The following is a 23,784-nucleotide window of genomic DNA, read 5'->3' on the forward strand; positions in this document are numbered from 1 at the left end:
CACCTCCTTGTGGTTGCTCGGAGCTTACCGGCCTCGAAACTCCGGCGGCCTCTTGTCGAAGAAGGCCCGGACACCTTCGAGATGGTCCTCGGTGCGACCCGCAGCGCTCTGCGCCTCCACCTCCGCCTCGAGCTGGTCGTCGAGCGAACGATCCAGTGCCTCGTTGGTCAGCTGCTTCGTCAACGCGAACGCGGCCGTCGCCATAGTTGCAAGACGACCCGCGAAGGACCGCCAGTGAGACTCGAACTCGTCGGCCGGTATGACCTGCGAGAACAGCCCCAGCTCGAGCCCGCGCTGGGCGTCTACGGGATGGCCGCTCGCACCGAGCTCGAGAGCGCGAGCCGCACCCACCATCTTGGTCAGGAACCACAGGGCGCCGGAGTCTGGCACGAGACCCACCCTGATGAACGCCAGCACGAGCTTCGCGTGCTCGGACGCGATCCGGAAGTCGCACGCGAGCGCCAGGCTGGCGCCCGCGCCCGCAGCGACGCCGTTGACGGCGGCTATCACGGGCTTGGGCGCGGCCCGGACCGCACGGATCAACGGGTTGTAGCGCTCGACCAAGGTGGTGCCGAGGTCCGGGACCTCTCCCCGCTCGTACTGCGCGGCGAGCGCACCGAGATCTTCACCCGACGAGAACGCCCGGCCTGCACCGGTGATGACGATGCAACGGACGTTTTCGTCGCGCGAAGCTGCCTCGAGAGCGTTCAACAACTCGAGCCCGAGTTCGTCGTTGAACGCGTTCAGCACCTCGGGGCGACTGAGCGTCAGGATCGCGACGCCGTCTTCGACGGATCTGTTCAGAGTCATACGGCCGAGGGTAGCCCGAGTCTCCGGTCACGACCTCCACCCAGCCGCAGCATCGGGGTGCGGCGTGCGCTAAAGGGCGTCCGGTTGAGGTGCAGTTGCGTGAGGTGACGTGGACAGCAGCGGCTGCTCCTGATCGCGGGCCCTCTTCGGGAGGTGCACCGTGAACGTCGTACCGGCACCCTCCGCGCTGTCGACCTTGATCTCGCCGTTGTGAGCGTCTACGAGGCTCTTGACGATGTAGAGGCCCAGCCCGAAGCCGCCCTTGCCGCGCGTGTTCGATTGATCCACCTGGCGGAACCTGTCGAAGATGGTGTCCAACTGCTCCCGCGAGATGCCGCGTCCTCGATCTCGCACCGCGATCCGAGTCTCGGCTTGGTTCTCTGTCAAGAACACCTCGACCTTCCCCTCATCCGAGTACTTGAGCGCATTCTCGATGAGGTTCGAGAGGATCTGCTGCAGCGCACCCAGATCGCCCCACGCGTGTGGGGTATCAGGGTCAGTCGTTAGCGCGACCTCCCTCGAAGGATGCGCGTGTTGCAGGTCCGAGATGATGACCTCGGCAGCGGAACGCAGATCCACCAGCTCGCGCCGCAGCTTCGGCATCCCTGACTCGATGTGGGCAGTCGTCAGTATGTCCTGCACCAGGCGCAGCAATCTCTGCCCCTGCCGCTCGATCATCTCGATGAGCGTCGTCCGTTGCTCCGGTGACATCCTGCTGGATCGCTTCGACAACGTCGTGGCGGACCCGATGATCGCCGTCAGAGGCGTCCTCAGCTCGTGCGAGACCGTGGCGATGAAGTCGCTCTTCAACCGGTCCAGCTCCTCGAGCCTCTGGACGGTCTCTCGCTCTTGTTCGAGCAGGGCAGCGTTCGCGATCGCGATAGCTGCATGCTCTGCAAAGAGCTCGAGCGCCTCCAGGTCTTGCTGCGTGAAAATGCGATCGCCTTCGGTTTCATTGAGGTTCAGGATCCCTAAAAGCTCCTCGCCCCGCATCAGAGGGACGCATACCGACGACTGGATCCCGCGCTCCGGATGCGCGTGTGCCTCTAGCCCTGGTTCGACCTGATCGCTGTTGATCAACATCGGCTCGCGACGTGCCGCAACCGTTCCCGCGATGCCCTCTCCGATCGCCGTTCTCCCGGCAGCAACAGGCTCGGGGACTGTCCCGCTATAACTCACGACCTCCAGGTGGGTTCGGGTGTCGTCCAGCAACATGAGCGAGCCTTCGGTGCCTCCCAGCAGCTCTAGTGCGGAGGAGAGGATCATCCGGAGGATGTCTTGCAGATCTAGCGTGGTGTTGATGGCCTTGCCGACCTCCGATAGAGCGGAGATCTCCGCTAGTCGATTGGACAGGGCCGCGGTGAGGACCCGCTCCTCCACCAGCAGCATCGCGACCCGCCGCAGGTTTCTCTCCTGCTCGATGACGTAGACCAGGAAAGCGAGCGCCAGCCCCGCGAACAAAATGGCAACGATCCACGCGCCGAGGTGCTCGAAGACACGCAACTGGTCCGGGAGGAGGTCGCCGCCCAGGTATATGACTCCGATCGCGACAGTGGTCGCGACTACCAAGCCCAGAGACAGGGACCACAGCTGCGTCCGCCGCTTGTCGACGTCCGCCAGCGTGAGCTTCTCTCTCTTGACCCCGGCGGACCGAGCCGCGCTGACCGTTTGAGCGGAGCGGGTTAGCTCCTTCTCGGCCATGCCTCAGCCTGCTGGGCCGGCGCCTCCAGCACGTGCTTGTCCCGCAGGTCATGCTCGGGGACGGCAACGGGATAACGCGACGAGAAACAGGCGGTGCAGAAGTCTTCGGCCGGTACGTGCGTTGCGCCCAGCATCCCGTCGATCGACAGATACGCGAGCGAGTCCGCGGCGATGTGGTCACGTATCTCATCGACCTCCAAGCGAGAGCCGATCAACTCGTCTTGATCAGGCATGTCGATCCCATAGAAGCAAGGCCACTTGATCGGCGGTGACGAGATCCGCATGTGGACCTCGCGCGCGCCTGCATCTCGGAGCATCGCGACGATCTGCTTCGTCGTGTTCCCGCGCACGATCGAATCGTCCACGACCACGACGCGGCGCCCTTCGATGACCTCGCGGACGGGGTTCAGCTTCATCCTGATCCCCTGTTGGCGCATCGACTGCGTGGGTTGGATGAAGGTGCGGCCGACGTACCGGTTCTTGACGAACCCGTCGCCATAAGCGACGCCTGATCCTCGCGCGAAGCCCTGGGCGGCAGGCACGCCGCTGTCCGGCACCGGCATCACGAGCTCGGCTACGACCGGCGCCTCCTCGGCGAGCCGCTGGCCCATCCGGTACCGCGTCGCGTACACGTTCTGACCCATCAGCGTCGAGTCGGGACGTGCGAAGTAGACGTGTTCGAATACACAGGCAGCAGGACGGCGCGGCATGAAGTTCTCGCTGGTGAGCCCGTCGGAGTCGATGGTCACCATCTCTCCCGGTTCCACGTCCCGGATGAAGCGAGCACCAAGCAGGTCGAGGGCGCATGTCTCGGACGCGAGAACCCAACCGCCCCCGGGCAAACGTCCGATACACAAGGGCCGGAACCCGTGGGGATCGCGGGCGCCGAACAGACGGTGCTCGTTCATCATCGTGAAGGAATAGGCGCCGGAGAGCTTCGGCAGAACGTCCAATATCGCAGCGCGCATGTCGCCCTGGTTCGCGCGCGCTATGTGGGCTGCCACGAGGTCGGTGTCCGACGACGAGTTCAAACGCGCGCCCGCTGGGGTGGGATCGCCGCCCGCTTGCTTCAACGTCCCCGCCAGCTCCAGCGAGTTGACCAGGTTCCCGTTGTGAGCGAGCGCGATCTGGCCCGCAGGCGAGCTCTTGAAGGTTGGCTGGGCGTTGTCCCAGGAGGAAGAGCCGGTGGTCGAGTAGCGGGTGTGGCCGATCGAGACGAACCCGCGCAGGCTCTGCAGCACGGTCTCATCGAACGCCTGCGCAACCAGGCCGAGCTCCTTGTAGACCAGGATCGTCTCGCCGTCGGATATGGCGATACCGGCCGATTCCTGACCCCGATGCTGCAGGGCGTACAGGCCGTAATAGGTGAGCCTGGCTACGTCTTCGCCGGGCGCGTAGATACCTACGACACCGCAGGCGTCTCTCGCCTCCCCTGCCATCAGCTCATGCTAGCGGTCAAAGCCCGCCCGAACGCTCCTTCGAACACGTCTCTAGCAACCTCCAAACCCACCCCGAATGTTCCGAAATCCAGCCGATCCGGCACCACCGAGCCGGATATGTGCATGGGTACCCCGTATTCATCGGCGAGTTCCTGCACGGCCTCGACCCGCTCTGGAGCAAACGACACCACCGCGCGCGACGGAGACTCGGCGAACAGCATCCTGTGGGGCTCGTCTTCGTCGATCACAACCTCGAAGCCGAGGTCACCGGCAACCGCCGACTCGGCCATTGCGATCGCGACCCCGCCCTCGGCGCAGTCGTGCGCGGACGAGAAGATCGAGCGCGCGGCCCCCTCGATCAGGAATCGGTGCAACGCCGCTTCCGCCGACAGGTCGAGGCGCGGTGGACGCCCCGCCACGGTGCCGTTGACGGTCTTTGCGTATTCGCTGCCGCCGAAGTCGGCCGGATCGGTATCTCCTACCACGGCTATGAGATCGCCCGGCGAGCGGAAGGCGAGGCCCACCGCACGATGCGGATCGGCGACCGAACCAAGCATCCCGATCACTGGCGTGGGGTAGATGGCGCGGCCGTTCGTCTCGTTGTAGAAGGAGACGTTGCCTCCGGTCACGGGGGTTCCAAGCGCACGACAGGCGTCGCCGATCCCGCGCACCACCTCCGCGAACTGCCACATCACCTCAGCCTTCTCGGGGTTGCCGAGATTGAGGCAGTTCGTGATCGCGAGCGGCCGTCCTCCGACCGCGGCGACGTTTCGAGCTGCCTCGGCCACCGCGAGCCGCGCTCCCTGATAGGGGTCGAGGAAGCAGTACCGCCCGGGGCCGTCTACCGAGATCGCGGCCGCGACTTCCTGCCCGGGGAGTCTGATCACCGCTGCGTCGCCGCCCGGACCGATGACCGTCCCGAGGAAGATCATGTGGTCGTACTGCTCCCACACCCACCTCTTCGATGCGATCGCCGGTGAGCCCAAGAGCTTCAGGAAGGCCTCCTGTAGATCCGGTGGAGCCGCATCACCGGGATCGCTTCCCTGGAGTTCGTCCAGCCACGCCGGTCGTTCGAGTGGCCGGTTGTATACGGGACCCTCTTCCGCGAGCGCGTCGGCAGGAACGTCCGCCAAGACCTCCGACTCGCGGAGTACCTCGACCCGACCCGACTTCGTGACCTCGCCGAGCACGCTCGCCTGCAGCTCCCATTTCCGACAGATCGCCAGAACCGCGTCCACATCCGACGGATCCACAACCGCAAGCATCCGTTCTTGCGACTCCGAGATCATGATCTCGAACGGCTCCATGTCCGCCTCGCGGAGGTGGACGTTCGAGATGTCGAGATGCATCCCCGTGCCGGCCTTCGCCGCCATCTCCGACGTGGGGCACGAGATGCCTCCGGCGCCGAGATCTTGGAACCCCACCAGAAGTCCCCCGCGCACGAGCTCGAGACACGCCTCGATCAACAACTTCTCGGTGAACGGGTCACCGACCTGAACCGACGGTCGCTTCTCGCTCGAGGTTTCGTCGAACTCGGCCGAAGCAAGGACGCTCGCGCCGCCGATGCCGTCACGGCCGGTTGCGGACCCGATGAGGATGACGGTGTTTCCCTCGCCCTCGGCCCGTCCGTGCATGAGCCGGTCCTCGACCACCCCAAGGCATGCCACGTTCACCAGTGGGTTCTCGGCGTAGCAGTCCTCGAAGATCACTTCGCCACCCACGGTCGGCACCCCGATCGAGTTGCCGTAGTTAGAGATCCCGTGCACGACGCCGTCGACCAGATAGCGAGTGCGGGCGTCGTCGAGCGGCCCGAATCTCAGCGGGTCCATCAGAGCGATCGGCCGCGCGCCCATCGAGAGGATGTCGCGAACGATCCCGCCCACGCCCGTAGCGGCGCCGTTGAAAGGTTCGACGAACGAAGGGTGGTTGTGAGACTCGATCTTCCACGCCACGGATACGCCGGGCGCGATCTCGACGATCCCGGCCCCCTCCCCCGGACCGACGAGGATGTGAGGAGCTTCCGACGGAAGCCCGCGCAGGTGGATGCGGCTCGACTTATAGGAGCAGTGCTCGCTCCACATCACCGAGAACATGGCGAGCTCCGTGTAGGAGGGGTCCCGGCCGAGCCGCTTCTTGATCGCGTCCAGCTCGTCGTCGGTGAGGCCGAGCTCGCGGTGGAGCATCGCTACCGCGCTCACACGACCGCTTTGTTGCGGTCGGAGATGTGGTCGAGCAACGAGCCCAGCAACACGATCCCATCGGTCGATCCAAGAAGCTGCTCGCAGGCGCGCTCAGGATGCGGCATCAACCCGAATACGTTGCCTGCCTCGTTGCAGATGCATGCCACGTCATCCGCCGACCCGTTCGGGTTGTCTACGTAGCGCAGAACGATCTGATCGTTCGCGCGCAGGCGCTCGAGCACCTGGGGCTCGGCGTACCAGTTCCCTTCGAAATGGTTGATCGGGATCCGCAGCACGGCGCCTGCTTCGGCGCGGGAAGTGAAAGGAGTGCGTGCGTTCTCCACCCGGAGGTCCACCCAGCGACACAGGAACTTCAAGCCGCTGTTCTTTCGCAATGCGCCTGGAAGCATCCCGGCTTCGCACAGGATCTGGAACCCGTTGCAGATGCCGAGGACGAGCCCGCCGTTCTCCGCGTGTGCCCGCACCCCCTCCATCACGGGTGAGAAGCGCGCAAGGGCGCCGGTGCGGAGATAGTCACCGTGCGCGAAACCTCCGGGCAGCACCACCAGGTCGGCCTCCGGCAGCGACGCCTCCGCGTGCCACACCATCTGCACGTCGGTTCCCAGCGCGGTGAACGCCGCGCGTGCGTCGACCTCGCAGTTCGAGCCGGGAAAGACGATGACCGCGACGCAAGCCTTCATCCGATGGTCACCTCGTAGGACTCGATCACCGGGTTAGCGAGGAGGCGTTGACACATGTCCTCGACTTTCATCCGCGCGTCATCGCGACTCTCTGCCTCGACCTCGAGTTGGATCCTCTTCCCCACCCGGACGTCGCGCACGCCCGGGTACCCAAGCACCGGAAGCGCCCGCTCGATCGTCTGTCCTTGCGGATCGGCGATCCCAGGCTTCAGCATCACGTCCACCTGAGCTAGGTAGGACAACCCGCCCCCCCGCGTAGAAGCGTCGCGGCCGCCGGCACGCCGACAACCAGCGCTAGAGATAGAAGCACCGTTCCCGCGCCCGCTACCGCGCGTATGCCGGTGAGACCGGAGGACGACTCGACGCCGCGGACCAACAAGAACACCGACCAGACCAAGGCGCTGACGCCGAGGGCGATGGAGAACGCAGCCCACGCGGTCGAAACCGGATCAACGAGCTCGGTCGTTGTGAAGGTGTCCTGACCCACGATCAGGAGATCGAGCGGGAGCAACAAGAAGAGCGCGAAGACCTGAGGGAATGCGGCGGCGCCCCACACCAGACGGAGCTCGTGAGGATCCGGCCGCTCACCATGGAGCGAACCGAGCAGGCGAGGCGCGATGCGGCCCCACACCGACTGCCCCGCGAGGCCCAGGATCGCGCCGAGGAGGCCGGTCGCAACGATGTAACCGGTGAGGTACTGAGGGTTGCAGACCTCGCGCGCGCCGATCAGGGCCCCCACCTTCAGCCACAACAGGGCGGTAGCCACCCCGCCGATCGCCGCCAACACCAGGGGCGCTGCGCCTTCGGCAGGACGCAGCCCTACACGCTGGCGTCGTTCGGCATTGGCGAGCGCAGCGCGAAAGCCGTCGCGGGGGGACAGCAACACCGAGCGAAGCGTCAGGCCGAGCCGAGCCGATGCGTTCGACCGCGCTCGCGATCCCCCTGTCATCGCGCCCCGCCGCGTCGCGTCGCTTTGACTCAGCGCGCCACCTCCGCCAACCAAGCCTCGAAGGAACGGCCGCTCACCTTCTCGTACGCCTCGATGTACCTCGCGCGCGTCGCCTGGACGACGTCGTCCGGCAGGTCCGGCGGCGGCGGGGTGCGATCCCACCCGCTGTCGTTCAACCAATCCCGGACGTACTGCTTGTCGAACGAAGGCTGCGATTTCCCCGGCTCGTACAGGTCCTGCGGCCAGAAGCGGCTGGAGTCCGGCGTCAACACCTCATCGATGAGGATGACCTCTCCATCCACCACTCCGAACTCGAACTTGGTGTCGGCGATGATCACGCCGCGCTCCAGCGCCAGAGCCGAACCCTGCTCGTAGAGCGCCAGCGCGTAACCCTTCGCCGTCTCGTAGATGTCGGCGCCGGCGACCTCGGCCGCCTGGGCCTCGGTGATGTTCTCGTCGTGGCCGGTCACTGCCTTCGTCGCGGGGGTGAGGATCGGCTGCGGCAGCCGGTCCGACTCGCGCAGGCCTTCCGGCAGCCGGTGACCGCAGACCTCACCCGTCTTTTTGTAGTCGCTCCAGCCGGAGCCCGAGAGGTAACCCCTCACGACGAACTCGATCGGCAACGGTTCGGCACGGCGGCACAGGGTCGCGCGACCGGCGAGATCGTCTATGCCGACGTCCGGCAGGTCCTGCTCCCGTACAGAGATCAGGTGGTTAGGGCACATGGAGCTCGTCACCTGGAACCAGTGGTGCGATAGCCCCGTCAGCACCTTGCCCTTGTCAGGCACGTCCTGAGGCAAGACGACGTCATAAGCGCTGATCCGGTCGGACGCTACGAGGAGCAGCTGATCGTCACCCACCGCGAAGAGCTCGCGCACTTTGCCGGAACCGACGTGCCGAGTAGTAGTCATCTAAAGCGCCTCCATACGTTCGAAGATGGTTTCTGCGTTGCGCACATAACGAGACTCGTCGAAGCACTGTTCGATCTCATCTGGGTCTAGATGCTGTGTGACGTCTGGGTCGGACTTCAAAAGCTCCTTCAACGGACGGCCCTCATCCCACGCTTTCATCGCGTTCCGCTGCACCAAGGCATACGCCTCCTCTCGCTGGAGCGTTCCCTTCGCGAGCAAGGTGGTGAGCACGCTCTGTGAATGCACCAGACCCCACGAGGCGTTGAGGTTCTCGAGCATCCTCTCGGGATAGACGACGAGTCCTTCCACCACCCACCGCATCTTCTCGAGCATGTAGTCGAGCAACAGACAAGAGTCGGCGAAGGTGACACGTTCCACCGACGAGTGTGAGATGTCGCGCTCGTGCCACAGCGCGACATTCTCGAAGCCGGTCTGCGCGTACGCGCGCAGGAGCCGCGCCAGCCCCGTGACGCGTTCGGTCACGATCGGGTTGCGCTTGTGCGGCATGGCCGACGAGCCCTTCTGGCCTTCGGCGAAAGGCTCCTCGACCTCTCTCACCTCTGTGCGCTGGAGGTGACGGATCTCTTGCGCGAAACGCTCGAGCGACGCCCCCGTGATCGCGATCGCGGCCAGGAACTGCGCGTGGCGGTCCCGCGCGACGACCTGGGTCGCGGCGTCTTCTATGGCCAACCCGAGCCGATCGCAGATGTAGCTCTCCACCTGGGGGTCGAGCTGCGAGTACGTCCCGACCGCACCGGAGATCTTGCCCACGGCAACCTCGTCGCGCGCTCGCCGAAGCCGCTCGCGGTCTCGGCCGAGCTCGAAGACCCAGCCCGCCAGCTTTGTGCCGAAGGTCGTGGGCTCGGCGTGCACCCCGTGCGTACGCCCGGCCATCAGCGTCGTCTTGTGCTCGAGCGCTTTCTTTCTAACCGCCTGGGTGAGCCGTCCGACGCCCTCGATCAACAGGTCTCCCGCGTCGCGGAGAGCCACCGCCGTTGCGGTGTCCAAGACGTCGGAAGACGTCATGCCGTAGTGGATATGGCGGCCCGCCTCGCCGACGTTCTCTCTCACGTTCTCGACAAAGGCAACGACGTCGTGGTGGCGGGTGGCCTCGATCTCCTCGATCCGCGCTACATCGAACGCGCCCTTCTCCTTTATCTGCGTCAGGTCCTCCACCTCGACCTCGCCGAGGCGAACCCGTGCCTCTACCGCCAGGATCTCGATCTCGAGCCAGCGGGAGAACTTCGCCCGTTCCGAGAAGATCTGAGACATCTCTTCGCGGCTGTAACGGGGGATCACGAGGCCATCCTAGTGACCGGTTCGGTAGGCGCCAGCAGACCCCCGACGGTCTCCAGGACCAGGTGCTGGATCTCGTCGTCAAGGGCGGATCCAGCGATGGCGGAACGGCGGATAGCCGCCTGTGGGACATCCATCAGAGCGAACCGAGCGCGGGCGAGGGAGACGCCGGGGACCCGAGCCGCATACCTCGCCAGGGCATCCGTGATGTCGTTCGCGAGCCGGACGGCCCGGCGCGCCAGGACCGGCGGCCACTCCGTGGTGGTGAAGGCGCTGCGGGTGTGGAGGAGGAAGAAGGTGGCCTCGGCCGGGCGCCTGCGGGCCCAGTCAAGCATCAGGCTCACGGCCGCGATGGCGGCAGTGGCCGGGTCCGGCCCGCCGAGGGCGCCCGCGAGCTCGCCCTGGAAGCGCTCGCCGATCCTCAACCACGCCGCCGCGAGGAGCGCGTCGCGGGAGGGGAACCGGTGGTAGATCGAGCCGCTCGGCGCCCCCAGGACGTCAGCCACCATGGCGATCGTGACCTCGGCGGGGCTGCGGCGGCGGAGGACCTCGACGACCGCGTCGAGGATCTGCTCGCTCGAGTACTTCGGGGGTCGCGCCACAAAATGAGGCTAGCCTCGCAAACGGTTCTAGAGACGGATTTCGCTTACAGCTTTAGGCCCTCGGATAGCTCGCGCTTGTAGTCGCGGAGCTTCGCCCGCAGGTCATCGTCGCCGGTCGCCAGGATCTGGACCGCCAGCACCGCGGCGTTCTTCGAGCCGCCGATGGCCACCGTCGCCACCGGGACGCCGGGCGGCATCTGGACGCAGGAGTAGAGCGCGTCGGCGCCGGCAAGTCCCTCCTGATACAGAGGCACGCCGATGACGGGCAGCGGGGTGTGCGCAGCCACGACCCCGGGGAGGTGAGCGGCGAGGCCGGCACCGGCGATCAACACGCGCAGGCCGCGTCCCTCCGCGGTTGCGGCGTACTCGCTCACCCGCGCGGGTTTGCGATGGGCGGACATGACCTCGCTCTCGTAGGAGACGCCGAAACGGTCGAGCACTGCGTGTGCCTTGTCCATGACAGCACGATCGGAGTCGCTTCCCATGACGATGCCAACCAGCGGTTCCATTTCTAGAGAGCCTCCTCACTTTGTTCGGCGCGCAGCGCTATGTCGCCGCGCACATGCTTTCCCTGGAACTCGATGACCTCGGCCGCCGCGTATGCGCGCCGCCGCGCTACCGCGAACGAGGCCCCAATCGCGGAAACCGCCAGAACCCGGCCCCCGCTCGTCACGACGCGATCCCCCGCCGCCTGCGTGCCGGAGTGGAATACGAGGACGTTCTCCATAACTCCAGCTCGGTCGAGGCCGGTGATCTCGTAGCCCATCTCGTAGGCGCCCGGATAGCCGCTAGAGGCGAGCACGAGGCAAACGCAGGCCTCGCGCGACCACTCGAGTGCTGTGCCGTCCAGCTCACCGGCCGCCGCCGCAAGAGCTACCTCCCCGAGATCCGACCGCAGGCGAGGCAACAGCGCCTGCGTTTCGGGATCGCCGAACCGCGCATTGAACTCGACCACCTTCGGTCCTTTGCTCGTAAGCGCGACCCCCGCGTACAGCGCTCCGACGAATGGAGCTCCCTCCGCCGCCGACTGCTTGATCATGGGCTCCATCACTTCGGTCACGATCTGTTGCGCGAGGTCCGCCGGACACGCGGGAACAGGACTGTACGACCCCATGCCGCCGGTGTTCGGACCGGCGTCTCCGTCGAGCGCCCGCTTGTAATCCTGCGCCGGTTCGCAGGCGAGGACGCGGGTGCCGTCGCTGAACGCGATCAAAGAGGCCTCCTCGCCGTCGAGGAACTCCTCGATCACGATCGTTGCCCCCGCGGCGCCGAACCTGCGTTCGACGAGGCGTTCGTTCACCGCACGCACCGCCTCGTCGCGCTCTGCTGTGACCACGACCCCCTTGCCCGCGGCCAAGCCGTCCGCCTTGATGACGTACGGGGGTCCCAGCTCATCGAGGTATCGGATGGCGTCTTCGGGCTCGCCGAACTCGCGCCACGCGGCCGTCGGTATCTGTGCTCGCTCCATGAGCGCCTTCGCATACGTCTTCGAACCCTCTATCCGCGCCGCCGCCCTCGAGGGTCCGAAGACCGCGACGCGTTCCTCCCGCAGGTGGTCGGCTAGGCCGTTCACGAGCGGCAACTCGGGTCCCACGACAACGAGGTCGGGACGCGTGTCGCGGGTCAGACGTACGACGTCGAGGGGGTCGTCGATCGCGCACGCGACGGTTTCGCCGAGCGTGGCCATCCCGGGGTTTCCGGGAGCGCATATGACCTCTCCGACGCTGCTCGAGCGAGACAAGGCCCAGGCGAGGGCGTGTTCGCGCCCGCCCGACCCAAGGACCAGTACCTTCACGACGTACGACTCACCCGGCCATCTGGACGATCTCATCCCTGCCGGGGCCGACCGAGACCCAGGACGCGTGCACACCGACGAGACGCTCGATCTCCTCTATATATCCGCGCGCCTCCTTGGGCAGATCGTCCACGCGGCGCGCCGCAGTGATGTCCCTCGACCACCCGGGAAACGTCTCGTAGATCGGCCGGCACTTGTTGAAGATCGTCTGGTTGGGTGGGAAGTGCTCGTAACGTGCGCCCTCGTATTCGTATGCAACACATACCTTGATCTCGGAGAACTGCGAGAGGACGTCGAGTTTGGTTACCACCAGCTCCGTCAGCGTGTTGAGCCGCGCCGCGTAGCGACCGGCAACCGCATCGAACCAGCCGCAGCGCCTCTTACGGCCGGTGGTGGTTCCGTACTCCCCCCCTGCCTCCACCAATATGTCGGCGTCGGCGGGGTCTGCTTCGGACGGGAAGGGTCCCGATCCCACGCGCGTGCAGTACGCCTTCGAGATGCCGATGATGCGCGTGATGTCGCGGGGGCCCACGCCCGCTCCCGCGCACGCCCCTCCCGCTATCGGGTTAGACGACGTCACGAATGGATACGTGCCGTGATCGAGGTCGAGAAGGGTTGCCTGCGCGCCTTCGAACATCACCGTCTTGCCGTCATCCAGCGCACGCTGGATGATTGGATCCGTATCCGCGATGTGGGGCGCCAGACGCTGCGCATAAAAGAGGTACTGCTCCTCTATCTGCTTCGCGTCCAGCGGCAGCCGCCCGTATACCCGCGCCAGGATCAGGTTCTTCTCCTTGAGTGCGACCTCGAGCTTCGCGGTGAAGATCTTGGGGTCCAGCAGGTCTTGCACCCTTAGCCCGACCCGCGTTGCCTTATCCGCGTACGCAGGCCCGATCCCGCGCTTCGTCGTCCCCAGCCGGTTCTTGCCGAGTCGTCGCTCCGTCACCCGATCCAACTCCAGGTGGTACGGCATGATCAGGTGCGCGTTGCCGGAGACGAGGAGCCTGCCGGTATCGATGCCGCGCTCCGACAGCGTGTCCAGCTCGTCCAGCAGTACCTGCGGGTCGACGACGACGCCCGGCCCGATGATGGGGATGCAGTGCTCGTAGAGGATCCCGGTCGGAACCAGATGAAGCGCGTAGCGCTCTCCCTCGACGACGATCGTGTGGCCGGCGTTGTTCCCGCCCTGGTAGCGCACCACGAGGTCCGTCCGCTTGGCGAGGAGGTCCGTGACCTTCCCCTTGCCTTCGTCACCCCACTGGGTGCCGACGAGGGCTACCCCCGGCACGGCAAGCCGCGCTTCCCCCGCACTAGCGCTCGATCCGGAACTTGATCCGCACGTGGGTGAGGTATTCGTTGATCCGGCCGTCGGCGACGGTGCAAGACGTGTCGAGGACCTCCATTTGGGTGATGCCGCGGATGGTCCGGGACGCCTCGGTCAAAGCCTGGGTCGCGGCGTCCTTCCACGATTCCGACGACACTCCGACGAGGTCGATCGTCTTGATCACCGCCACCAGCAGTCCTCCTTCAGGGGGTTCTCGTCTCGTGGAGAGGCATCTCCGAGCGCGGCGATTCTACTTAGCACCCCGTGGACACGAGCGGCTTCCGGGACGAGATACCGGGAGCTACGGGCTAAACAAGCGTGACAGGGGCGCCGATGTACCCTTTCGGCGCAAGATGCGTTACAGCTGTACATCGTTGTTGCTGGTAAACCCATTGAGGGGATACAGATGGACACCGGCCTCGTGCAAGGCATGATCCTGGGCCTCGTGGCCCTAGCCGTCATCGTGCTCATCGCGCTGCTGATCACGCTCGTCGCGATCCGGCGTGCGCTGGAGGAGCTGGCAAGCTCCGCGCAGATGGGCCGTGGAACGGGCCAGCTGTCGACGACCGAGCCAGCCGCGACCGGCAGCACCGCCCACTCCGACCCGCTCGGGTACGGCGGCACGGCGCAGGGGCCCGGCCGAACGGCTGCGCCCGCGGCGTCCGCAGGGGACGCGGGCTCGGTAGCCGAACCGGCTACCGCGACCCAGCCGGCGGCGTCGACCAGCGCGACCGGAGCCGCGGCGACGATCCGCTCGGTTCTCGAGCACCACGGGCTAGGCGAGACGCCGTCGTCGTCCGGAGCCTCTTACCAAGAGCCCGTTGCTCAGCCCGCTGCAGCGGAGCCGGTGGTGGGCAGCGTCTTCGCGGCGCACGCCGACGACCCGCAAGAGGAGCCCTTCCAGCGAGAGGGTCGCTGGTGGTTCCGGCGAGGTGACGAGCTGCTGCTGTACGACGAGACGACGGGGCAATGGGAGCCCGCTCCGGCCACGTCAATGCCGGGCCAGCCCGCGGCCGCGCCCGCAGCGCAACAGGTGAGTCAGACGACGGCGGCAACCTCGCCGATGGCGACCGTCGAGGAGCAGACCGCGTCTTTCTGGAAGTGCGCCACCTGCGGAGCGGTGAACGGCTCGACCGCCGCAACCTGCCGGATGTGCTTCGCGGCTCGGCCCTAACCGCCGCCGCGCGGATCTTCTCGGGACAACCGCTCTAGATACCGTCCAACCGCGGGCAGTGTGATGTCGCGGCCCGATGCCGCAACCACGATCAGCAACAACCAGACCGTCACGCCCGCGACGAACACCACTCGTGTCAGCGCGGCTGACATCGACGACGCCGCATACAGCGCAAGCGGCCACAGCAACCCTATGAGGATCGCTTGCAGTCCGTGGAAGCGCGTGCGGGCGTCCGCCCCTAAGAGGTACGCCGCAAGACCGGAGACAGGAAGCAATAGGTAAGCGAGCGCGGCCATAGCGCCATGGTAAGGAGTCCCCGGCAGATGCCACCGCGTACCCAGGGTTCCGTTTCGGCGCAACGGGGATGATGACACGATGAGCAACCGCCTAGCGCAAGAAACCAGTCCTTACCTGCTGCAACACCAGAACAACCCCGTTGACTGGTACCCGTGGGGTGAAGAGGCGCTCGAGCGGGCGCGGCGGGAGGACAAGCCGATCCTCCTGTCCGTTGGCTACGCCGCTTGTCATTGGTGTCACGTGATGGAGCGAGAGTCATTCGAGGACGAGGCGACGGCTGTCGTCATGAACGAGCACTTCGTGTGCGTCAAGGTGGACCGGGAGGAGCGTCCGGACATCGATGCCATCTACATGGATGCCGTCCAGGCCATGACCGGACAAGGCGGATGGCCGATGACCGTCTTCCTGACGCCAGACGGAAAGCCGTTCTACGGAGGCACTTACTTCCCGCCCGACGACCGGCACGGGCTGCCCTCGTTCACGCGGCTGCTGGATGCGGTCGCTGAAGCGTGGCGCGATCGGCGCCAGGACGTCGAGCTGCAGGGAAAACAACTCGTCGAGCAGATGGATCCGCTGGCTCGGCTGCGCCCGAGCACCGAGCTGATCACCTCTCAGATCCTCGATGCCGCGTTAGCCGGTCTCCGCTCTTCCTTCGATGAGGAATGGGGTGGCTTCGGCAGAGCTCCGAAGTTCCCTCAGCCGATGACGCTCGACCTCGCGATGCGTCTGAACCGACGCGGGCGGGAGGACGCCGCGCGGATGGTCCGGCGGACGCTCGATGCGATGGCGGGCGGCGGGATGTTCGACCAACTGGGTGGCGGGTTCGCCCGCTACTCCGTCGACCGCTACTGGCTAGTACCGCATTTCGAGAAGATGCTCTACGACAACGCCCAGCTGTTGCGGACGTACGCACGCTCGTGGCAGATCTCCGGGAACGCGCGCGATGCAGAGGTGGCGCGCGCCACCGCGAGTTGGATGCTGAGCGAGATGACCGATCCCGCAGGGGGCTTCTGGTCTTCGCTGGACGCGGACTCGGAGGGAGAAGAAGGCAAGTTCTACGTGTGGTCTCTTGCGGAGGTGAAGCAGGTCACGGGTGCCGACGCGGACGCTGCGATAGCGCATTGGGGTGTCACAGAAGACGGGAACTTCGAGGGCAAGAACATCCCCGTCTACGCGTCCGATCCATCCGATGCCGAGGCGATCGAGAGGGCGCGCGCCGCTCTGCTGGAGCGCCGGTCGCAGCGGGTGCGCCCGGGCACAGACGACAAGGTCCTCACCGCGTGGAACGCTCTTGCCGCGTCCGCTCTCGCGGAAGCCGGTACGACGCTCCGAGAACCGGAGTGGGTCGCCGCGGCGGAGCGCGCCATGCGGTTCGTGTTCGACACCTTGGTCGTAGACGGAAGATTGATGCGAGCTTACCGCCAAGGCGTGGTCAATCACCTCGGCTTCTCCGAGGACTACGCGTTCGTCTTGGAGGGCTGTCTGTCGCTGTACGAGGCGACGTTCGACGACGTCTGGCTCGACAGAGCGCGGTGGGCAGCGGACGAGGCGATCCGGTTGTTCCACGACCCTGAGGCCGGAGGCTTCTTCACCACCGGCACGGACGCGGAACAGCTCGTGACGCGGGCGAAGGACCTCGTGGACAATGCGATCCCGGCGGCCAACTCCGTTCTAGCTCTCGAGCTACAGCGGCTCGCGCTGTTCACCGGAGAGACCTCTTACGAAGAGAAGGCCGTTGACGTCCTCCGGCTGCTGCACCAGCCGATGACACGTTCGCCGCTCGGCTTCGCGCACGTGCTTTGTGCCGTCGACTTCTACACCGGCGATCCCGTCGAGATCGTCCTCGTCGGCGGCCGGGGCTCGGGAGAGACGGACGCGTTGCTGGACGTGGTGCGCTCGACCTACACGCCGAACAGCATCCGCCTCCTCGTCGAACCGGGCCGCGATGAGCCGCCGATCGTGCGGGGTAAAGGCCTCGTCGACGGTCGCGCTACCGCCTACGTCTGCCACCGTGGTGCCTGCAAGGCCCCGGTCACGGACGCCGCAGCACTCTCCGCGCAACTTGCCTGAGTCTCGATGAGCGGCATCAAGATCAACCGGTCGCTGACGGTGCCCGATCAGGAGATCGAGTTCCGCTTCACCACGTCCGGAGGCCCCGGAGGCCAGCATGCGAACAAGGCGTCGACCCGGGTGGAGTTGATCTGGAACGTGTCGAGGTCCGCCGTGTTGGGGCCGCGCCAGCGCCAACGCCTGCTCCATGGCCTGCGCCACCGCGTCGACGCGTCGGGGAACCTGCGCCTGGCAAGCGACCGGAACCGCTCGCAGATGCAGAACCGGAACGAGGCGATCGAGCGCTTCCGGACGCTGGTGAGCGCCGCCCTGATCCCCCCGAAGAAGCGGGTGGAGACGAAACCGACCAAGGCTGCGCGGGAGAAGAGGCTCATCGAAAAGAAGCAGCGCAGCGAGGTGAAGCAGAAACGGAAGGTCAGGCTGGACGACTTCTAGGGCGCTACTGCTAGCTCGGCCAGGGCATCCGCCACGTGATCCCACGACCACCTCGCCCGCGCCAGATGAACCGCTGCCTCCTCTAGAGCGAGCCGCTGTTGCAGGGGGATCCCCAGCACGCGGTCGATCGCCGCGGCCAGCCCCTCGACTGGCATCGCAGGGTCGAACGTCAGGAGCCCCGGTCGCCCGATCGCTTCTTCGATCGCAGACCCCGCTTCGCCTATCCCGGAGTGAGCGGGAACGATAGGCAGAACGCCGGCCGCGGCCGCTTCCGCCGCGACCATGCCGAACGCTTCCGGCACTACGGACGGAACCGCGAGGGCGTCGAAGCTCGGGAGTAACTGAGACAGCTCCCGGTGTTCCAGCCGCCCGGTGAACTCGATCTGGAGGGTCCGAGCCGCTTCGGCATAACCAGGAGGAGCGGCTTCGAGGAAACGCACCAGATGGCTGAGCGGAACGCCCTCTCCGCGCCGCGCCACCGCCAGCATCGCCGCGACATCACCAGCTCGCAGCGCGGCCGCGAGGCTGCGCAGGTCGGGCTCGAACCCGCCGTATCCAACGACGACCGTTCGATGAACCTCGCGGCAGAGCGGAAGCGCGGCCAGCAGGTGGTGAACGCCCTTAGAGGCGATGAGCTTGCCGACATAGCCCACGGTCCCTGTGTTGGTGGAACGACGGCGCGGCTGGAAGACGTCAACGTCGCATCCCGGATTCACCACCGCCGCACGCTCTTTCCAACCCGGAACGAAAGCCGCCGCCTCTTCGACCATGTAGCGGCTCCCGCCGACGACGCGGCTAGCGGCACCGAGCCCGGTCGCCGCGTGCTGCACATAACGAGGCTGCTTCTTCACCGCGTACTCCAGGGCGCTGCCGTGGAGCTTCGCGAGGTACGAGCCACCCGTGACGGCGCACGCTCTCCGGGCGATCTCGGGCCCCATGACCTCGTGGCCCGTGATGATGGCGTCCGGCTCGAACCACCGGATCGCGCTGATCATCGCTTCGACGTTGCGCTGGGTGTAATCGGATAGCTCATCGTCCGACAGATCCACGAAACGCTTCACCTGGAAGCCCGCGTATTCGTCGTAGACGTAGACCGGCAGCAACCCGCCGATCTCCGGACGCAGGAGCCGGCATCGACCGGTCGCGGAGGCCGGTCCCTCCGCCGATCGCAGCCGGAACGACGCGTTGTCACCGCTGAGATCACCGGCCTCGTCCACGAAGTCGAACTGTTCCGTCGCTCGCTCCTGGCACATCAACAAGACGTCGTGACCTCTCCGCCGCCAGCTGCGCGCGAGGTTCGCGGTGAAGACGTTCGAGCCCGATCCCGTAAGGAGGTAGCCGTGCCAGAGCAGGATCTTCATCGGCCAGAACCTAAACTCGCCCGATGCTGCTGGACCTCTCCCTGCGCGCGACCATGCGCAACTTCTCCACGCTCTTCCTCGTCGTCTTCATCGCGCTCGCACCACTGCACCTCGCCTACGGCCTGGTCTTCCACGACGTGCTCGAGCTGCGGGAGCTGCACCCTGCGATCAACGCGTTCCCGCCCAGCCGGCTGGTGCGAGGTGTGGGTCGCGCCGCTCTGGCGCAGGCGGCGATCTGGTTCTGGATCCTCGCGCTGATCGAGGTTCTCGCTATCCCGGTTTTCCTGCGCGTCTCCCGAGACGTTCTTTCGAAGGACGGACAGGGAGAAGTTCCAACCGCACTCGGCGCATGGCGGTCGATCCGTCAACCCGCCGAGATCGCTATCGGCACCATCACCGGCAGCAGAGGCGCTGCCGTCGCCGGCGGATCGCTGATCGCGATAGTGGTCGGGGCGCTCGTGCAGATGATCGGGATGACCGTGGTCGACCTGCTACCGGACAGCGTCGCGTTCGCAGCGATCCCGCTGACTCAAGCGGCGGCGCACTCGGCAGGCGCTCCCTTCTTCCTGGTCGCCCTGACTTACGCACTTGCCGCGGCGGGTACCGCCCCGGCGGAACGGCTTCCCGATCTCTTCTAGAGGCCCGCGAAGAGATCGTCTTCAGGAAGGTCGCTTTCCACGTGGGTCGCGACCAGCGTGTAGTCCTCCCAGGGGTAGACCTTCCGGTGGATCTCGTCGGGGATCGCGAACCAGAAGCTGTCCGGGTCGATCTGAGTCGCGTGCGCCAACAACGCCTTCGAGCGCAGCTCGATGTAGTCGGCGACATCCACCTGTGTCGAGATCTCGGGATCCTCGAACCCCATCTGATCCCAGTTCTCCAGCCACCCCGCGTACGGGCTCTCGATTCCCTCCGCGGTCGCCGCATCGGAAAGTATCTGCATCCTCTGCTTGCTGAAGGTTGCGAAGTAGTAGAGCTTGGACGGCGCCCACGCGGGACCTGCTTCCGGAAACCTGTCAGGATCGCCCGCCGCGAAGAACGCCTCTCTTCCCCACTCGTGCACCCTTACGTGGTCGGGATGCTCGTACCCCCGAGATTCGTCGTACGACAACACCACCTCAGGCTTCTCAGTGCGGATGATCTGAACCAGCTTCCCGATCGCCTCAGCAGGATCTGCCTTACAGAACGCCGCGGGGTGGTCGTTCGCGGGCGAACCCGGCATGCCGGAGTCGCGATAGCCGAGGTGATAGATCTTCTCTACGCCGAGCAGGTCGCAAGCAGTCGCTAGCTCGGCTTCGCGCAGCTCGGGCATCCGTTCCTTGATGCCGGGCTTGTCCATACGAGGATTGAGGATGTCTCCTTCCTCACCTCTAGTTGCGCACGCCAGCACCACGCGCACGCCTTCGCGTGCGTAGCGCGCCATGGTGCCGGACCCCTTCGATGATTCATCGTCGGGGTGGGCGTGGATCGCCAGCAAGCAACGTTGTTCTTGCGACACGCTTGTAGGCTACCCGGCGCATGTCTAGCGCTCAGTCCGGCGACTTCTTCGAGAAGGCGCGCGCGATCGCGGCGTCCGTTTTGTTCGCATGTGGGGCGGCCGCCATCATCGGCTCCCTGCTCGATTGGGTGACGGTGGAGGCGCAACCTCCGGACGTTCCCGCCGACCAGCTACACCGCCTCCCGCCGTTCTCCGGCATCGAGATCGGTGACGGGTGGGTCGTCATCGGTGCGGCCAGCCTGGTTCTCGTATGCGCGTTCTTCATCGTCATCAAGGGCCGCTCCCGCTACGCGTGGCTCGCGTTCCTCGGATGCATCGTCATCGGTGGCATCTCCATCTCGGACTATCGAGGGATCGACGAGCTGCATCTGTCTCTCGAGGCGATCGGGCGCGGGCCACGCCCCGGACTGGGGCTCACGCTGGTTGCGGCCGCTGGTCTGATCGGGCTCGCCGCGTCCGCCGCGGCGGTCGCTGCCTCGCCGTCGGGAAGTCAGAGCCGCTCTACGGGGTAACCCTCGTTCTCGAGGCCCTCGACCAGCTCAGCGATGTGCGGGGAGCCCTTCGTCTCGAGCTGGAGAGCGACCGACACCTCTCCCACATGCATCGCCACGCCCTCGCGGTGGTGCTCGACTCCCACGACATTGCCACCGAGCTCCGCGATCAGCGCCAGCAAGCGGGCAAGCTCTCCCGGACTATCCGCGATGCGGGTGTGGAAAGCGAAGTAGCGCCCGGCTGCGCTCATCCCGAAGCGGATCACGCTCAATAGCAGGAGGGGATCGATGTTCCCGCCCGAGAGCACGACCGCGACCGGAGGCTCCAACGCCGCCGCGTTCTGAAGCACCGCCGCGACACCCGCTGCACCCGCGGGCTCGAGCACGAGCTTCATCCGCTCGACGGTGAACACGAGCGCCTCGGCGATCGCCTCGTCGGTGACGGTGACGACTTCGTCCACCTGTCGAGCGATGTGCGCCAGTGTGAGGTCCCCCGGGCGGTTGGCGGCGATGCCGTCCGCGATGGTGGACATCGACTCGAGCGACACCGGCTCGCCCCTCTCCAGAGAAGCGGGGAAAGCAGCCGCGCCCGCGGCCTGAACACCGATCATCCGGATCGAAGGCTTGAGCGCGGAGAGCGCTGCAGCGGTCCCGGCCATCAACCCGCCGCCGCCGATCGGAACGACGACTGTTGCCACGTCCGGCAGCTGCTCCGCGATCTCACACCCCATCGTTCCCTGACCCGCGATGACGTGGGGGTGATCGAACGGGTGGACGAAGACCGCACCCGTCTGTCGTGAGTGCTCCTCCGCCGCGGCGAACGCGGCGCCGAAGTCTTTGCCGGTCAGCACCACCTCCGCCCCGTAGCGGCGCGTCGCGTCCACCTTCGGAAGCGAAGCGGCCGAGGGCATGAAAACCGTGGCCCGAGCACCGGAGAGGGAGGCCGCGAGGGCTACCCCTTGAGCGTGGTTCCCCGCGGAGGCGGCAACGACGCCGGCGGCTCGCTCTGCGTCACTGAGCCTGCTGATCCGGTTGTAGGCGCCACGGATCTTGAAGGACCCCGTGCGCTGAAGGTTCTCGCACTTGATGAAGACCGCGCCCCCGACGTGGCCGGACAATGCCCTGGAGCGGTCGAGCGGGGTCTGAACCGCCACACCCTGGAGGCGCCGCCGGGCATCTTCGATGTCGGCCAGCTCCACGAGGGCCTGAGAGGTGCGCACCTCGGTATCGTCCCACGTACGCGACCATGGAGGTATGGCAACCACATGGTCCCCGTCCTCCTGGCGCGACTTCGAGACCCGGCAGCAACCCGAGTGGCCCGACGACGAGCAGCTGCGGTCGACGGTCGAGACGCTCCGGGCGCTTCCGCCGTTGGTCTTTGCCGGCGAGGCACGACGGCTGAAGGAAGCCATGGCGAAGGTCGGCCGTGGCGAGGCCTTCGTACTCCAGGCCGGCGACTGTGCTGAATCGTTCGCCGAGTTCTCCGCCGACGCGATCAGAGACAAGCTCAAGATCATCCTGCAGATGGCGGTCGTGCTGACTTACGCGTCGGGGCTTCCGGTTGTCAAGATCGGACGCATCGCCGGTCAATTCGCGAAACCCCGAAGCTCCGCAAGCGAGACCGTCCACGACAAGGTCCTCCCGTCGTTCCGAGGTCACTCCGTCAACGATCTCGCCTTCGACGAGGGGTCGCGCCGTGCCGATCCCGCGCGACTCGTCCGCGCCTACCACCAGTCGGTTGCGACACTGAACCTGATCCGCGCGTTCACCAAAGGTGGCTTCGCCGACCTGAATCAGATCCACATGTGGAACCAGGAGTTCGTAGCAGCGAGCCGGCAGGGACAGCGGTACGAGGCCATCGCGCGCGAGATCGACCGCGCGCTGCGATTCATGGGCGCGTGCGGCATCGACCTCTCCTCCGATTCGCACCTGCACGAGGTCGACCTCTACATCTCACACGAGGCGCTGATCCTGGGCTACGAAGAGGCCTTGACGCGGCAGGACAGCCTGACCGGTGGCTGGTACGACTGCTCAGCCCACATGTTGTGGATCGGCGACCGGACACGCCAGCCAGACGGCGGGCACGTCGAATTCCTCACGGGCATCGAGAATCCGATCGCCTGCAAGATAGGGCCGGGGGCGAAGGATGCGGACCTCCTCTCTTTGTGCGAGCGGCTCAACCCGCGCAACGAACCGGGACGTCTCACCTTCATCACGCGGATGGGCAGCGACCGCATCGAGGAGGCGTTGCCGCCGCTCGTTCGCGCGATTCGCGACCGCGGGATCGAGGTCGCGTGGATCTGCGATCCCATGCACGGGAACACCTTCTCGACAGGCTCGGGCTACAAGACGAGGCGTTTCGACGACATCCTGCGCGAGGTCAAGGGCTTCTTCGCGGTGCACCAGCGAGAGGGCACCGTGCCGGGGGGCGTCCATCTCGAACTGACGCACGAGGCGGTTACAGAATGCCTCGGGGGCTCAGAGGAAGTTCTCGACGCGAACCTGTCGGAGCGGTATCAAGCGCTCTGCGATCCGAGGCTGAACGCTCGGCAGTCGGTCGATCTCGCGTTCCAGATCGGCGAGATGCTGCAGGCTTAGGATCGCAGCTCCCGCACCGACTTCAGAACCTCGTCGTACTCCGCGTGTCGCCGGGTTGCCTTCTTGGAAAAGACCAGCTGCCCGTCGACCTCTACCTCGAAGACACCTCCCCGCGAGGGAACGATCACCAGGTCGGTGATGTCTTGTTCGAACTC

General features: G+C 66.0%; 25 protein-coding genes. 6 read left to right on the forward strand and 19 right to left on the reverse strand.

From position 1 onward, the window contains the following. Window positions 1-24 precede the first annotated feature (24 nt). The 14 genes from M3N53_04690 to M3N53_04755 form a co-directional block, all read right to left on the reverse strand. The gene (locus M3N53_04690) at window positions 25-810 is read right to left on the reverse strand and encodes an enoyl-CoA hydratase-related protein (protein ID MDP9067634.1); all 786 of its coding nucleotides are present in this window, start codon (window positions 808-810) and stop codon (window positions 25-27) included. Window positions 811-879: 69 nt separating this feature from the next. Then, entirely contained in the window at window positions 880-2,511 is a 1,632-nt protein-coding gene (locus tag M3N53_04695) for an ATP-binding protein (GenBank protein ID MDP9067635.1), read from the reverse strand. Next, entirely contained in the window at window positions 2,493-3,950 is a 1,458-nt protein-coding gene (purF, locus tag M3N53_04700; protein ID MDP9067636.1) for an amidophosphoribosyltransferase, read from the reverse strand. Before purF ends, M3N53_04695 begins: the two co-directional genes overlap by 19 nt. Continuing rightward, a complete protein-coding gene (purL, locus tag M3N53_04705; GenBank protein MDP9067637.1) occupies window positions 3,950-6,148 on the reverse strand; it encodes a phosphoribosylformylglycinamidine synthase subunit PurL in 2,199 nt (732 codons plus the stop codon). Before purL ends, purF begins: the two co-directional genes overlap by 1 nt. Next, window positions 6,145-6,831: a phosphoribosylformylglycinamidine synthase subunit PurQ gene (gene purQ, locus M3N53_04710; GenBank protein ID MDP9067638.1), complete on the reverse strand. Its 687-nt coding sequence runs from the start codon at window positions 6,829-6,831 to the stop codon at window positions 6,145-6,147. The genes purL and purQ overlap by 4 nt, the downstream gene beginning before the upstream one ends. After that, entirely contained in the window at window positions 6,828-7,046 is a 219-nt protein-coding gene (gene purS, locus M3N53_04715; GenBank protein ID MDP9067639.1) for a phosphoribosylformylglycinamidine synthase subunit PurS, read from the reverse strand. Before purS ends, purQ begins: the two co-directional genes overlap by 4 nt. A 14-nt stretch (window positions 7,047-7,060) precedes the next feature. Beyond that, complete coding sequence (locus M3N53_04720; GenBank protein MDP9067640.1) at window positions 7,061-7,717, reverse strand: hypothetical protein; 657 nt, start codon at window positions 7,715-7,717, stop codon at window positions 7,061-7,063. Between the two features lie 92 nt (window positions 7,718-7,809). Beyond that, the gene (locus M3N53_04725; protein ID MDP9067641.1) at window positions 7,810-8,691 is read right to left on the reverse strand and encodes a phosphoribosylaminoimidazolesuccinocarboxamide synthase; all 882 of its coding nucleotides are present in this window, start codon (window positions 8,689-8,691) and stop codon (window positions 7,810-7,812) included. After that, window positions 8,692-9,990 carry an adenylosuccinate lyase gene (purB, locus tag M3N53_04730; protein MDP9067642.1) on the reverse strand — a complete coding sequence of 433 codons (1,299 nt, stop codon included), beginning with the start codon at window positions 9,988-9,990 and terminating at the stop codon, window positions 8,692-8,694. Beyond that, window positions 9,987-10,589: a TetR/AcrR family transcriptional regulator gene (locus M3N53_04735; GenBank protein MDP9067643.1), complete on the reverse strand. Its 603-nt coding sequence runs from the start codon at window positions 10,587-10,589 to the stop codon at window positions 9,987-9,989. Before M3N53_04735 ends, purB begins: the two co-directional genes overlap by 4 nt. A 44-nt stretch (window positions 10,590-10,633) precedes the next feature. Further along, a complete protein-coding gene (gene purE, locus M3N53_04740) occupies window positions 10,634-11,098 on the reverse strand; it encodes a 5-(carboxyamino)imidazole ribonucleotide mutase (GenBank protein ID MDP9067644.1) in 465 nt (154 codons plus the stop codon). Between the two features lie 2 nt (window positions 11,099-11,100). Next, entirely contained in the window at window positions 11,101-12,384 is a 1,284-nt protein-coding gene (gene purD / locus M3N53_04745) for a phosphoribosylamine--glycine ligase (GenBank protein MDP9067645.1), read from the reverse strand. Between the two features lie 10 nt (window positions 12,385-12,394). After that, window positions 12,395-13,672, reverse strand: a complete 1,278-nt coding sequence (locus M3N53_04750; protein ID MDP9067646.1) for an adenylosuccinate synthase — start codon at window positions 13,670-13,672, stop codon at window positions 12,395-12,397. A 22-nt stretch (window positions 13,673-13,694) separates the two neighbouring features. Further along, on the reverse strand, window positions 13,695-13,898 hold the full coding sequence (locus M3N53_04755) for a dodecin family protein (GenBank protein ID MDP9067647.1): 204 nt from the start codon (window positions 13,896-13,898) through the stop codon (window positions 13,695-13,697). 216 nt (window positions 13,899-14,114) lie between these two features. On the opposite strand from M3N53_04755, the gene M3N53_04760 reads away from it, so the two are divergent. Then, the gene (locus M3N53_04760) at window positions 14,115-14,882 is read left to right on the forward strand and encodes a zinc finger Ran-binding domain-containing protein (GenBank protein ID MDP9067648.1); all 768 of its coding nucleotides are present in this window, start codon (window positions 14,115-14,117) and stop codon (window positions 14,880-14,882) included. Here the strand turns inward: M3N53_04760 and M3N53_04765 are convergent. Then, a complete protein-coding gene (locus M3N53_04765) occupies window positions 14,879-15,178 on the reverse strand; it encodes a hypothetical protein (GenBank protein MDP9067649.1) in 300 nt (99 codons plus the stop codon). The two genes, M3N53_04760 and M3N53_04765, sit on opposite strands and share 4 nt — an antisense overlap. A gap of 79 nt (window positions 15,179-15,257) precedes the next feature. Between M3N53_04765 and M3N53_04770 the strand changes: the two genes are divergently transcribed. Together M3N53_04770 and arfB are read left to right on the forward strand one after the other, a co-directional pair. After that, window positions 15,258-17,249: a thioredoxin domain-containing protein gene (locus M3N53_04770; GenBank protein ID MDP9067650.1), complete on the forward strand. Its 1,992-nt coding sequence runs from the start codon at window positions 15,258-15,260 to the stop codon at window positions 17,247-17,249. A 6-nt stretch (window positions 17,250-17,255) separates the two neighbouring features. Further along, window positions 17,256-17,684 (forward strand): aminoacyl-tRNA hydrolase, encoded by a 429-nt coding sequence (gene arfB, locus M3N53_04775; protein ID MDP9067651.1) that lies wholly within the window; start codon window positions 17,256-17,258, stop codon window positions 17,682-17,684. Here arfB and M3N53_04780 read toward each other — a convergent pair. Beyond that, on the reverse strand, window positions 17,681-19,045 hold the full coding sequence (locus tag M3N53_04780; GenBank protein MDP9067652.1) for a glycosyltransferase family 4 protein: 1,365 nt from the start codon (window positions 19,043-19,045) through the stop codon (window positions 17,681-17,683). The two genes, arfB and M3N53_04780, sit on opposite strands and share 4 nt — an antisense overlap. Before the next feature lie 23 nt (window positions 19,046-19,068). On the opposite strand from M3N53_04780, the gene M3N53_04785 reads away from it, so the two are divergent. Further along, window positions 19,069-19,683 (forward strand): hypothetical protein, encoded by a 615-nt coding sequence (locus tag M3N53_04785; protein ID MDP9067653.1) that lies wholly within the window; start codon window positions 19,069-19,071, stop codon window positions 19,681-19,683. Here the strand turns inward: M3N53_04785 and mca are convergent. Beyond that, complete coding sequence (gene mca, locus M3N53_04790; GenBank protein ID MDP9067654.1) at window positions 19,680-20,540, reverse strand: mycothiol conjugate amidase Mca; 861 nt, start codon at window positions 20,538-20,540, stop codon at window positions 19,680-19,682. The two genes, M3N53_04785 and mca, sit on opposite strands and share 4 nt — an antisense overlap. Before the next feature lie 20 nt (window positions 20,541-20,560). Here mca and M3N53_04795 point away from each other — a divergent pair, with 20 nt between their 5' ends. Then, window positions 20,561-21,052 carry a hypothetical protein gene (locus M3N53_04795; GenBank protein ID MDP9067655.1) on the forward strand — a complete coding sequence of 164 codons (492 nt, stop codon included), beginning with the start codon at window positions 20,561-20,563 and terminating at the stop codon, window positions 21,050-21,052. Here the strand turns inward: M3N53_04795 and ilvA are convergent. After that, window positions 21,031-22,251: a threonine ammonia-lyase gene (gene ilvA, locus M3N53_04800; protein ID MDP9067656.1), complete on the reverse strand. Its 1,221-nt coding sequence runs from the start codon at window positions 22,249-22,251 to the stop codon at window positions 21,031-21,033. The genes M3N53_04795 and ilvA overlap by 22 nt on opposite strands. 34 nt (window positions 22,252-22,285) lie before the next feature. On the opposite strand from ilvA, the gene M3N53_04805 reads away from it, so the two are divergent. Next, a complete protein-coding gene (locus M3N53_04805) occupies window positions 22,286-23,629 on the forward strand; it encodes a 3-deoxy-7-phosphoheptulonate synthase class II (protein MDP9067657.1) in 1,344 nt (447 codons plus the stop codon). On the opposite strand, the gene M3N53_04810 is transcribed toward M3N53_04805, so the two are convergent. Then, entirely contained in the window at window positions 23,626-23,769 is a 144-nt protein-coding gene (locus M3N53_04810; GenBank protein ID MDP9067658.1) for an Rdx family protein, read from the reverse strand. The genes M3N53_04805 and M3N53_04810 overlap by 4 nt on opposite strands. Window positions 23,770-23,784 lie beyond the last annotated feature (15 nt).

The sequence above is a fragment of the Actinomycetota bacterium genome, from assembly GCA_030776625.1.
GTDB lineage: Bacteria > Actinomycetota > CADDZG01 > CADDZG01 > WHSQ01 > MB1-2.